Raw genomic sequence first — 11846 nt, 5'->3', positions numbered from 1 at the left:
GCGTGTGCGGTGAGCCGTACGGGACTACTCCGGCGGGCCGATGTAGTTCTTCAGGCCCGGGACCGTCAGCGTGCCGCCGAACTGGCCGGCCTGGACGACCTTGACGTCCGTGAAGAACGCGTACGGGACGTTCAGGGGCGGCGGGCTGTTCGGTGTGAACTCGACCGGGACCACGTTGAACAGCTTGCCCTTGAGGCTTTCGGTGTACATCGTCACCGTGCCGCCGCGGATCTCGGACGTGGAGCCCGGACGGGACTTCAGGTGGGCGACGTTCCCCGCCTTGCCGACCGTCTGGTACAGGTCCTTGATGTCCAGCGACTCCGCGGTGAACTTCAGGACCTTCTTGATCTTGCCGCCGGCCGTCTTCACCTCGACGATGCCGTGGTAGTCCAGGCCGTAGAGGGTCAGCTTGGAGCTGTCGAGGTACCAGGGCTCGTCCGGCAGGAGCGGGATGCCCTCCTCCAGCTCGGCGTCGGCCAGCGCCTTGGCGTCGTAGGTCGGGCACGGGAAGGGTTGCTTCCCGTCCGCGTCCTTCGTGTCCTCGGAGCCGTCCTCTCCCTCGGCCGCCTCGCCCGTCTCGTCCTTCGGGGTCTTCTCGGTGCCCTTGACCTCGTCGGACAGCTCCGAGACGCCGACGCCGGCCTTCTTCGCCGCGTCGCGGATGGCGTCCGCGGCCGGGTCCGGGGCCGCCGGGGCGGTCGTGGAGGGCGTGGGCGTCGGGGTGGGGGTCGGGGTCGCCGCCGGCGGCGCGTCCTTGCCGGGGTTGATGAGGTTCTTGAGCGCGTCGCCGACGCCCAGCGGGTCCAGCGGGTTCGTGGTCTTGGTCGGTGACGGCGCGGCGGCCGGGGCCGTCGTGCTCGTCGTAGCGGGCTTGGTCGCCGACGGCGAAGCGCTCGGCTTCGGCTTCGGCTTCGCGGACGGGGACGCGGAGGGCGTCGCGCTGGGCGACGTACTCGGCGAAGGCGTCTTCGAAGGCGTGGGCGACGGCGACTTCGACTCGGTGTCGGCGGGTTCGTCGGACTGGGTCACACACGGCCCGGGCGCGAAGGGGAAGTCCTTCTCGTCGGCCACGGCCAGCTTCGGCGCCATGCCCATCCCGACGAACACGGCCGTCGGCATCGCCGCCAGCGCCATCGTCCTGCCGACGGGTATCTGGATCTTGTTCAGCAGCGACTTTCTGGGCGCCGCGTGCCGCGGGCCCTTGCTCTCACGGGACTCTGCGCCTGGGGCCACGCCCCGCTGCGTCTCGTCACCCCGCACTGTTCCTCCCGCCATCGGCGTGGGCAGTCGTCTCGCTCGCGTGTGCCGTTTCCGTCTCGCGGGGTCCGGGAATGCCCTGGAAGCCCGCCATCGCCTCCGCCTTGCCCAGGTCCACCGCGGTCGGCCGCTCCTGCGCCGGGGACTCGTCCTCCGGCTGCCCGGGGGTCCAGGCCAGTGCGAGAGCGCCGCCGATCAGTGCGGGGACGAAGCCCAGGCCGAAACCGCCCAAGTTGGACACCGGCAGGGACACCAGGGCCAGCAGGATCGCGGCGACCCCGGCGAAGACGCGGATGGCCTGCTGGAACCAGAGGGCCAGCCCCAGCGTGATCAGCAGGACACCGATGATCAGTGCACCCGCGCCACCCGTGGTGGCCATCGCGAGACTGACGTTGCCCAGCCGGAGGTCCGCGTACGGGAAGTACGCGATCGGGAAGCCGCTGAGGAGCGTGAAGAACCCGGCCCAGAAGGGACGGAGCCCACGCCAGGCATGGAAGTGGTAATACACCACGGTCAGCCAGGCGTCGTCTTCTGCGCGAACGTAAACCGGGGCCTGGGGGTTCATGGACAACAGCTCCCTGGAAACGGTGGTACGGAGAAATCTGTGGAGCCCGCGAGAACGGGCGGCGACGACAGCCGTCGCCCGCCCTCCCGGTCAGGAAACGGGACCGATCAGTCCCGGACGTCCTTGTCCTCGTAGCACGGCTTGTCGCCGCCCATCAGGCGCAGCTTCAGGTTGGGCAGCTTGAAGGTGCCCGCCGTCGTCGCCCACGCCTTCTGCCTGACGTTCGTCAGCACGGCGCGGTCGGCGCGCTGCGAGAACGCGTACGGGCTGGCGACCGTGCCGGGCTGCGGCTTCATCTTGTGGCTCTTGTCGCCGACCGCGACACCGATGTCCAGGTTGGTGAACTCGGCGTCGGTGTCGAGCTCGGCCACATCCAGGTAGATGTTGGTCGCCTCGGCCGGGGTGCCCTTGTGACCGGTCTTCAGCTGGAGCGTGATGTTGCCCAGCGGAGTCGGGGTGACCAGGGACTGGCACATGTTGGTGATCTTGGCGTTGCTGAACCCGGAGATGGTGACCGGGTGGTGCTGCGGGTTGCCCTTGAGGTCGTGCCCCTCGGCGATGCCGCCGTACTGGATGAGGTTTTGACCGTCGAGCTTGTCGGCCGAGACCTTGAAGTCCTGGCCGGACACGCTGAACGACGCCGCGAGGGCACCCTGCGCCAGACCCACGCCGACCGCGGCGGTGGCCGCGATGCTCGGCACCATGACGAGCGCGAAGCGCTTCCATCTGGTCCCGCCACGAACCTGAGAACTCATTTCGTTCCTCCTTCTCGGACGTACATCTCCGGTCCGGGCCGTGCCCGTCCTGGGATGGGAGAAGTGCTACGTCCTCGGGAAGGAGCGCAGGCGGCCGGGCCGCGGCTGTGCCACGTCCGAAACACCGGCGATCACCCCCGAGCGACAACCACTGGGCCACGCGTTCGCGCAACCTGGAGGACAGGCCCCGCCGGTGCGGCAGAGACCCCCCTGTCCCACGGCCGGTGCCACTGCCACCGGCCGGCTCGGTGGGGACCCTCCACCGCGGCTCCGAGTGAGCGGCTCTGCGGGAAGGACCGAGCGTCGCCGATCGTGGTCCATTCCAGGCCGAGGCACAAGGGGGTTCGTTACTGGCGGGTAACGGCAAGATAACTCGCGTACGACCCCCTGCCGTCGGGCAGCAACACAGGGTGTCACCCAGGGCCACGACAGAACGGTGGAAGGGCGAACACACCGGACAGTTCACGGGGTTCGATTTACTGCGAGTAACAGCGGCCGCGATTGCCAAGTTTTGGCAAAGCGCGGCCGCTGTTTATCTACGTGTCAACAAATCGGCGGTCGCCCGCCGGCGTCCGGGCACCAGGCCGGAGCCGGCCTAGAAGAGCACCCGCGCGAGCGCCGTACGCGCCGCCGTCACCCGCGGGTCGTCGGCGCCGATGACCTCGAACAGCTCCAGCAGCCGCAGCCGTACGGTGTCCCGGTCCTCACCGAACGTGACCCGCACGGTGTCCACCAGTCGCCCGAAGGCGTCCTCCACGTGACCGCCGACCAGGTCGAGGTCGGCCGCGGCGATCTGCGCCGCCGGATCGCGCGGGTTCTCGGCCGCCGCGGCGCGCACCGCCTGCGGGTCCATGTCCCGGACGCGTGCGAGCAGCTCGGCCTGGGCCAGGCCCAGCTTGGCCTCGGTGTTGCCCGGGTCGTCCGCCAGCACGTTCTTGTACGCCTGCACCGCGCCGCCGAGGTCACCGGCGTCCAGCGCGACGACGGCCGCCTCCAGCAGCGCGTCGTACGGGCCGGCCGGAGTCTCGGCCGGGGCCGCGGCGGCGGGAGCGGCCCCCTCCGCGTTCGGGTCCACCTCGACGCCGATGATCCCGAAGCGCTCCTCGGCGACCTGGACCAGCTGGGCGAGGGTCTCGCGGATCTGCTGCTCGGGGGCCACGCCCTGGAAGAGCGGCAGCACCTGACCGGCGACCACGGCGAAGACCGCCGGAATGCCCTGGATGCCGAACTGCTGCATCAGCATCTGGTTGGCGTCGACGTCGATCTTGGCCAGCACCAGGCGGCCGTTCGCCTCGATGGTCAGGCGCTCCAGCAGGGGGCTGAGCTGCTTGCACGGCTGGCACCACTCGGCCCAGAAGTCCAGGACGACCGGGACCTCGGCGGAGAGCTGGAGCACATCGCGTTCAAAGCCGGCCTCGTCTACGTCGATGACGAGCGCGGACGGCGGCAGGGCGCCGGCGGCGGACGGGCCGGCCCCGCCACCCTGACCGGCCTGGCGTGCCGCTTCGGCGCGGGCCTGCTCGGCCTTGGCCTTGGCCTCACCGGCCGCCTTCACCGCGGCGAGGTCGACGACGCCGCTCATGGACATGTTTCTGGGCTGCATGCGTACATCCTCCCCCGTATGCGCGCGCCGACGAAAAAGATCGCCTGAATTGGTCGTGGTGCCGTGGTGCCGTGGTCGTAAAGGCTGGGCGGCGCCGGGTCCCCACCTGACGCCCGTAGCTCTTCGCGTGGTTGTCGCTCTTACGCTACGAGCCGTAGCGTAACTCTCCCCGCGGCCCTCCGCGCCCGCGCGCGGCCCGTGATCTGAACCACAGCGGCCGCCTTGGCTACCGACGGGTATGGTCTCGGCCATGCCCCACGCCAGCCCCGGCCGCACCGGTCGCCCCCGCAGCGCCGCTGCGGACGCAGCCATCCTCGCCGCGACCCGGGACGCGCTGGTCGAGCTGGGCTGGTCGAAGCTGACGATGGGCGACGTCTCGGCCCGCGCGGGCGTCGCCAAGACCACCCTCTACCGGCGCTGGGCGAGCAAGAACGAGCTGGTCGTGGACGCGGTCGCGGAGCTCTTCGACGCGCTCGAACTCCCGGACCGGGGCTCCCTGGAAGCCGACATCGAGTACGTGGTCCTGCAGTTCGCGGCGCTGTTGCGGCGCCCGGAGGCCCGTACCGCCCTGATGGCGGTCGTCGCCGAGTCCACCCGGGACGAAGCTCTGCGCGACCGGATCCGGTCGGCGATCGTGGACCGGCAGAAACGTCTCGTCGTACTGGGTCGCGAACGGGCCCAGGCCCGCGGCGAACTTCCCTACGAAGAGGACGAGTCCCTCGCGGACCGCACCACGGACCTGATATTCGACGTGATCGCGGGCACCGTGGTCCACCGCGCCCTGGTGAGCTCGGAGCCGGTGGACGCACTCTGGGTGAGCACGTTCACCGCCCTCCTGATGCACGGCCTGCGGGGCACGCCCCCGGCCTGAACCGGCCGGTCCGTCACGCCCCGTACGGGAACAGGAAGGCCGGCCATGGCGCCATTTTTGACAGGGCGCCATGACCGGCCGTTTCCGCTGATGGGGGATCAGAAGCCGGGCGGCTCGGTGTAGGTGCCCCACTCGTCGCGCAGGACGTTGCAGATCTCGCCCAGCGTGGCCTCGGCCCGCACCGCGTCCAGCATGGCCGGAATCATGTTCGACCCGTCCCGGGCGGCGTCCAGCATGGCCTTCAGCGACGCGGTGACCTTGGCGTCGTCGCGCCGGCTCTTGCGCGCCGCCAGCTCCCGCACCTGGACGGTCTCCACCTCGTGGCTGACCCGGAGGATCTCCAGGTCCCCGGTGACCGACCCGTGGTGGACGTTGACGCCGACGACCCGCTTGTCGCCCTTCTCCAGCGACCGCTGGTACTGGAAGGCCGACTCGGCGATCTCCCCGGTGAACCAGCCGTCCTCGATGCCGCGCAGGATGCCCGAGGTGATCGGCCCGATGGGGTGCTGCCCGTCGGGGTGGGCGCGCAGGCCGCGCTCCTTGATCTGCTCGAAGATCTTCTCGGCGTCGGCCTCGATGCGGTCGGTGAGCTGCTCCACGAACCAGGAACCGCCCAGCGGGTCCGCCACGTTGGCGACCCCGGTCTCCTCCATCAGGACCTGCTGGGTGCGCAGGGCGATCTCGGCCGCCTGCTCGCTCGGCAGGGCGAGGGTCTCGTCGAGGGCGTTGGTGTGCAGGGAGTTCGTGCCGCCGAGGACGGCCGCGAGGGCCTCCACGGCGGTGCGTACGACGTTGTTGTACGGCTGCTGCGCGGTCAGCGAGACGCCGGCGGTCTGGGTGTGGAAGCGCAGCCACATCGACTTCTCGCTCTTCGCCCCGTAGACCTCCTTCATCCAGCGCGCCCAGATCCGGCGGGCGGCACGGAACTTGGCGATCTCCTCGAAGAAGTCGAGGTGCGCGTCGAAGAAGAAGGAGAGCCCGGGCGCGAAGTCGTCCACGTCCATCCCGCGCGACAGGCCCAGCTCCACGTAGCCGAAGCCGTCCGCCAGGGTGTACGCGAGCTCCTGCGCGGCCGTCGCCCCGGCCTCGCGGATGTGGTAGCCGGAGACGGACAGCGGCTTGTAGGCCGGGATGCCCTTCGTGCAGTACTCCATGAGGTCGCCGATGAGGCGCAGGTGCGGCTCGGGCTCGAAGAGCCACTCCTTCTGGGCGATGTACTCCTTGAAGATGTCGGTCTGGAGCGTGCCGTTGAGCACGGCGGGGTCCACGCCCTGGCGTTCGGCGGCGACCAGGTACATGCAGAAGGCGGGCACGGCGGGGCCCGAGATCGTCATGGAGGTCGTCACGTCGCCGAGCGGGATGTCCTTGAAGAGGACCTCCATGTCGGCGGCGGAGTCTATGGCGACCCCGCAGTGCCCGACCTCTCCGAGGGAGCGGGGGTCGTCGGAGTCGCGCCCCATGAGGGTGGGCATGTCGAAGGCGACGGAGAGCCCGCCGCCGCCGGCGGCCAGGATCATCTTGTAGCGCTCGTTGGTCTGCTCGGCGTTCCCGAACCCGGCGAACTGCCGGATGGTCCAGGTCCGCCCGCGGTAGCCGGTGGCGTGCAGGCCGCGGGTGTACGGGTACTCACCCGGCCACCCGATGCGTTCGAAACCCTCGTACGCGTCGCCGGGCCGGGGCCCGTAGACCGGATCGACGGCATCGCCGGAGAGCGTGGTGAAGTCTGCCTCGCGCTTGCGGGCTCTGTCGTAACGGGCCTGCCAGCGACGGCGGCCCTCCTCGATGGCGTCAGCGTCCATACCCATGAATTTACTAGGACGTCCTAGTAAATGTCGATGGCAAACCCCCGGGGAGTCACCCCGGGGGTGGGTGATGCTCGCCTCTTGTCAGGCCTTGGCGGTCGCGAGGGAGCCACTGACCAGCGGCTCGACCTCGGCGCGGACCTTGCGCTCGACGAAGAAGGCGGCCAGCGGAATCGTTCCCGACGCCAGGATCCAGAGGAGCTTGCCGAACGACCACCGCGCCTTGGAGCCGAGGTCGAAGGCGAAGACCAGGTAGACCATGAAGAGGACGCCATGGGCCTGCGAGACCGCGAAGGTCAGGTCGGCGCCGGTGTCGAAGCCGTACTTCGCCACCATGCAGGCACAGAGGATCAGGAGCATGACCGCGGTCACGTAGGCCATGACGCGGTAGCGGGTCAGCACGCTTCGTTTCATGCGGACGAGCCTAACCGCCCGTTTTGCTCGATCTTGACGCGGCCCCGTGCCCGCCCGCACCCGGGGCCGGACGCCCCCTAGGACTCTTCGAAGTCCGCGGCGGCCACCCTCAGCGGGCGCAGCAGCGCGAAGATCTCCGCGCACTCCTCGGCGTCGTACGCGCCGAGGCCGAAGTCCATGGCCATCAGGTCCTTCGTGGCGGCCTCGACGACCTCGCGGCCCTTCTCCGTGATGGAGGCGAGGGTGCCGCGGCCGTCGTTCGGGTTGGGCCGCTTGTCGACCAGCCCGGACTTCACCAGCCGGTCCACGGTGTTCGTCACCGACGTCGGGTGGACCATCAACCGCTCGCCGATCTTCGACATCGGCAGTTCGCCGGCCTTGGAGAAGGTGAGCAGCACCAGTGCCTCGTACCGCGCGAAGGTCAGACCGTACGGCTTGACGACGGCGTCGACCTCGCCGAGGAGGATCTGGTGCGCGCGCATGATCGAGGTGATCGCGGCCATCGACGGCACGGGCCCCCAGCGCTGCCGCCAGAGCTCGTCGGCGCGGGCGATGGGGTCGAAGGGAAGGCTGAGCGGCTTGGGCACGTATCCGACCCTACCGGGAGGTCACTTCGCGGTGGGGGCCGTCTCACCACTCAGACCCTCTTCCTCCCGGGCGGCGGCCCGCAGTTCGGCCAGGAGCAGCAGCACGACGGCCGTCCCGAGGACCCCGGACCCGGTGACGACCACGTGCACGGGCAGGAACTCGGCGGCGAGACCGGCCAGCGCCATGCCGACCCCCTGGAGGGTCATCAGGCCGGTGCTGAGCAGGGTCATCGCGCGGCCGCGCAGTTCGGCGGGGACGGCGTCCACGTACCACTGGTCGAGACCGGGGGTGTACGCGTGGGCCAGCCCGGTGAGCAGGAGCAGCGTGAGGACCAGGAGCACCCCGGGCCGGACCGCGTACACCAGCAGCGGCAGGAAACCGGCGGCGACGAGCGGGGCCACGATCCGGGAACGCGTTCGGGCGGTGAGGGCGGATCCGGCCCACACCTCCCCGGTTATGACGCCGACGGGCATGGCGCACATCATCAGCCCGAGGGTCGCGGTGCCGGCGCCGATGCCGTCGGAGTACGGGGCGAGCAGCACCTCGGGGACGACGAGGAAGACGGGTGGCAGCCAGAACAGCAGGGTGAGGGCGCGCAGCCGGCGCCGCCCGAGGACGGCGCGCAGTCCGGCGAGGGCTGAGGTGCGGACGGTCGTTCGGGCGGGGCGGCTGCGGGTGCCCAGCCGCAGCAGGACCGCGGAGCCGAGGAATCCGGCGGCGGTGAGGGCGATCGCCCCGCGCGGCGCGAGCACGGTGAGCAGCAGTCCGCCGAGGCCGAAGCCGATGAGCTGGGCGCTCTGGGCGACCATGCGCAGCAGCGAGCGGCCCAGGACGAAGGTGTCGCCCGCGCCGAGGACGTCGGCGAGGGAGGCGTTGCGCGTGCCCTGGAACAGCGGTGCCACGAAGGCCATCGCGCAGCGCAGTACGAGGAGCACGGCGACGGGGGTGCCCGGCAGCACCATGGCCGCCGCGCAGAGCGCGCAGAGGAGGTCGCACGCGACGAGCACCCGCCGGGCGGGGTGGCGGTCGGCGATCCCGGCGAGCAGGGTGCCGCCGAGGGCGTACGGGAGGAAGCCGAGGGCGAAGGTGAGCGCGCTCATCAGCGGCGAGCCGGTGGTGCGGTAGACGAGGACGGTGAGGGAGATCTCGGCGATGACGAGGCCGAGTACGGACATCAGGTGGGCGGCGAAGACGGGCCGGAACTCCCGGACCCGGAACACGGAAAGGTAGCCCGGTGACGGCGTGGACCGCCCCGGTGCGTGGGTGTCGGCTGACATGGGGCCCAGCGTCCCGGCCGCGCTCGCGGCGCCCCAGATATTCGTGTGTACCCGAATATTGAGGCGGCGCCCCTCGAACCGGCGTCATCGGGCGAGGCGAGGAAGGGAAAGGGGGCCGGAGTGGGGTTGCACCATCGTTTCGGACACGCGGATCTGCTGCGGTGCCGGTTCGCGCTGTCGCCCGCGTGGGAGACGCAGGAGGCGGTCCGCACCCTGAACCGCCCGGACCGGCAGGGCTATCACCTGCCCTGGCTGCAGCGGATCCGCGGCGCCGCCGACGGGCTGGACCTGCGGCCGCTGTGGCTGCTGATGCCCCGGCGGGGGCACAGTACGGACTTCATCAGCCCGCCGCCGAGCGGACCCGGCGTCTCCTTCGAGGAGGAGCTCGCGCTGATCCGCGGGGCGGACCCGGCCGAGGCGCGCGAGGACATGCGCAGGTCGCTGGCCTGTACGCCGGGCGCGCTCGACAGCGACCTGGGCCGTGCCCTGCTCGCCGATCCGGCGCGGGCGGTGCACGAGCTGGCCGATCTGATCGAGCGGGCCTGGAGCGTCCTGATCGAGCCGCACTGGCCACGGCTGCGGGCCCTGCTGGAGGCGGACGTCCTCTTCCATTCGCGCCGCCTCGCCGCGGGCGGGCTGGAGTCGCTCTTCGACGGTCTGCACCCGGACCTCTCCTGGGACGCCGCTTCCCTCACCCTGACCATCGAGCGGCCCAGTCACCACGAGCGCGTCCTAGGCGGCCAGGGCCTCCTCCTGATGCCGAGCGCCTTCGTCTGGCCGCAGATCGCGGGCGGCTTCGACCCGCCCTGGCAACCGACCGTCGTCTATCCGGCCCGCGGCATCGGCGCGCTGTGGACCCCGGTACGGGAGGACACCCCGGCCGCACTCGGCCGCCTGCTGGGCCGGGCCCGGGCCGCCGTGCTGTACGCGCTGGACGAACCGGCGTCCACGACGGCACTGGCCCGCCGGCTGGGCCTGGCTCCGTCCACGGTCTCGGCCCACCTGGGGGTCCTGCAGGCGGCGGGCCTGCTCATCTCCGCACGCCACGGCCACCAGGTGCTCTACGAGCGCACCCCACTGGCCATCGCCCTCACCACGGGAGACCCCGCTCACTGAGCCACGCTCACTGGGCGCCGCTGACCGACACCTGCGCGCGGTGTCGCGCAGCCGTGCCGACTGTCCGTCATGTCACCATATGCCGGTATCCCGGTCCGCTGCACGACCCTTCGTCCCGAGGAAGCCGGATGCCCCCCGCCGCTCCCAGGCCGCGTTTCAGAAGTCCCGCCACCGTCATCGGCCTCCTCCTGCTGCTCGCGGCGGCCCCCGCGTGCAGCGGCGCGTCCGCCCCCGGGCCGGGGACTCCCGCCGCCGGGCCCCGGGCCCCTTCCCCCGCCGCTGGTGCGACCGGCGAGTCCCCGTTCTGGGTGGACCCGCGCAGCGCCGCCGCCCGGCAGGTCGCCGCCTGGGAGGCGGCGGGCCGCAACAGTGACGCCCAAGTGCTGCGCAGGATCGCGGACCGGCCGATGACCCTGTGGGGACCGGCCGGCGACCCCGGGCCCGAGATCCGCCGGGCCGCCGCGGGCGCCCGGGCCACCGGGCGGACCCTGCTGCTCGCCGCGTCCAACATCCCTCACCGCGCCTGCGGACCGCACCCGGCCGGCGGCGCCGCGAACGCCCGGGCCTACCGCGGCTGGATCGGCGCCTTCGCCGACGCCGTCGCCGCCACCAACGCCGTCGTCATCCTGGAGCCGGACGCCCTCGCGCACGTCATCGACGGCTGCACCCGGCCCGAACACCGCGCGGAGCGCTACCGCCTGCTCTCGGAGGCCGTCGACCGGCTCAAGAAGAACCGGAACACGAAGGTCTATCTGGGCGCCGGCAGTCCCGCCCGGATCCCCGACGCGACGGACCTCGTCGAGCCGCTCTTCACAGCGGGCCTCGCCCGCGCCGACGGCTTCGCCGTCAACGTCTCGGACTTCCAGCCCGACGCGGCCGCCCGGGCGTACGGCGCCAAGCTCTCCAAGGCCACCCGCGGCAAGCACTTCGTCATCGACACCAGCCGCAACGGCGAGGGGCCGCTGCCCGGCGACCGGAACCAGACATGGTGCAATCCGCCGGGGCGCGCCCTCGGGACGCCGCCGACCGACCGGACGGGCGACCCGCTCGTCGACGCATACCTCTGGATCAAGCGGCCCGGCGAGTCCGACGGACCCTGCCGGGGCGGCCCGGCGGCCGGCACGTGGTGGCCCGACTACGCCCTGGGTCTGGCCCGGCGCGCCAGGGAGTGACGCGGAACCGGCCATTCCCACGTCGGGGGTCGGGCCTCCCCCCACGTCCGCCCCGCCCCCACCACTCCCGGCCCCGCGCGGGACGAGTGCGGCCACCTCGGCGTCGTGACCCCCGGGCCGCGGCCGCTCCCGCTGCTCCCCCTGCCGCTTTCGAGACACCGGGGGAACACGGCTGTGGACGGTCGCGGACCGTCGGTGTTCCCTGAGCCGCTCCGGGGCACGGGCTGGACCCGTGTGGTCCGCGGACACCAGGGGGAGCCATGGGGAAGGCGGGCCGTCCACAGGGGGCGATGAGAGGGCCGACGGACGCGGCGAACGCCCTCGCGCGGTTCCGGCGGGCGATGACCGACTCGCTGACGGTCCGTGAGCTGGCGGAGCGCTACGGCGGCGGGAAGACGCTGTGGGGCGAGTACCGCTCAGGCGCGC

Annotated in this window: 11 protein-coding genes; 3 read left to right on the top strand and 8 right to left on the bottom strand. The window is 71.6% G+C overall.

The window, feature by feature from the left end; genetic code table 11:
• Window positions 1-24: 24 nt before the first annotated feature.
• The 4 genes from ACZ4TV_RS10105 to ACZ4TV_RS10090 form a co-directional block, all read right to left on the bottom strand.
• Window positions 25-1260, bottom strand: coding sequence for a hypothetical protein (locus ACZ4TV_RS10105; protein WP_468132668.1), 1236 nt, complete (start codon window positions 1258-1260; stop codon window positions 25-27).
• Window positions 1250-1822 (bottom strand): DUF6114 domain-containing protein, encoded by a 573-nt coding sequence (locus tag ACZ4TV_RS10100; protein ID WP_468132666.1) that lies wholly within the window; start codon window positions 1820-1822, stop codon window positions 1250-1252. Before ACZ4TV_RS10100 ends, ACZ4TV_RS10105 begins: the two co-directional genes overlap by 11 nt.
• A 107-nt stretch (window positions 1823-1929) precedes the next feature.
• Window positions 1930-2577 carry a DUF6230 family protein gene (locus tag ACZ4TV_RS10095; RefSeq protein ID WP_468132664.1) on the bottom strand — a complete coding sequence of 216 codons (648 nt, stop codon included), beginning with the start codon at window positions 2575-2577 and terminating at the stop codon, window positions 1930-1932.
• 595 nt (window positions 2578-3172) lie between these two features.
• Complete coding sequence (locus ACZ4TV_RS10090) at window positions 3173-4180, bottom strand: tetratricopeptide repeat protein (protein WP_468132662.1); 1008 nt, start codon at window positions 4178-4180, stop codon at window positions 3173-3175.
• 250 nt (window positions 4181-4430) lie between these two features.
• On the opposite strand from ACZ4TV_RS10090, the gene ACZ4TV_RS10085 reads away from it, so the two are divergent.
• Window positions 4431-5051, top strand: a complete 621-nt coding sequence (locus tag ACZ4TV_RS10085) for a TetR/AcrR family transcriptional regulator (RefSeq protein ID WP_468132660.1) — start codon at window positions 4431-4433, stop codon at window positions 5049-5051.
• 98 nt (window positions 5052-5149) lie between these two features.
• Here the strand turns inward: ACZ4TV_RS10085 and ACZ4TV_RS10080 are convergent, their stop codons facing one another.
• The 4 genes from ACZ4TV_RS10080 to ACZ4TV_RS10065 form a co-directional block, all read right to left on the bottom strand.
• Window positions 5150-6850, bottom strand: coding sequence for an acyl-CoA mutase large subunit family protein (locus ACZ4TV_RS10080; protein WP_468132658.1), 1701 nt, complete (start codon window positions 6848-6850; stop codon window positions 5150-5152).
• An 87-nt stretch (window positions 6851-6937) separates the two neighbouring features.
• On the bottom strand, window positions 6938-7267 hold the full coding sequence (locus tag ACZ4TV_RS10075; protein ID WP_468132656.1) for a DUF3817 domain-containing protein: 330 nt from the start codon (window positions 7265-7267) through the stop codon (window positions 6938-6940).
• A gap of 77 nt (window positions 7268-7344) precedes the next feature.
• Entirely contained in the window at window positions 7345-7854 is a 510-nt protein-coding gene (locus ACZ4TV_RS10070; protein WP_468132654.1) for a MarR family winged helix-turn-helix transcriptional regulator, read from the bottom strand.
• A gap of 21 nt (window positions 7855-7875) precedes the next feature.
• Window positions 7876-9132 (bottom strand): MFS transporter, encoded by a 1257-nt coding sequence (locus tag ACZ4TV_RS10065; protein ID WP_468132652.1) that lies wholly within the window; start codon window positions 9130-9132, stop codon window positions 7876-7878.
• Between the two features lie 120 nt (window positions 9133-9252).
• Here ACZ4TV_RS10065 and ACZ4TV_RS10060 point away from each other — a divergent pair, with 120 nt between their 5' ends.
• A complete protein-coding gene (locus ACZ4TV_RS10060; RefSeq protein ID WP_468132650.1) occupies window positions 9253-10248 on the top strand; it encodes an ArsR/SmtB family transcription factor in 996 nt (331 codons plus the stop codon).
• A gap of 128 nt (window positions 10249-10376) precedes the next feature.
• Window positions 10377-11420, top strand: a complete 1044-nt coding sequence (locus ACZ4TV_RS10055; RefSeq protein WP_468132648.1) for a glycoside hydrolase family 6 protein — start codon at window positions 10377-10379, stop codon at window positions 11418-11420.
• The last annotated feature ends 426 nt before the right edge of the window (window positions 11421-11846 follow it).

This window comes from Streptomyces sp. NPDC028910, from assembly GCF_055564955.1.
The sequence above is the reverse complement of the archived record's forward strand: the minus strand, read 5'-3'. Positions and strand labels throughout refer to the sequence as shown.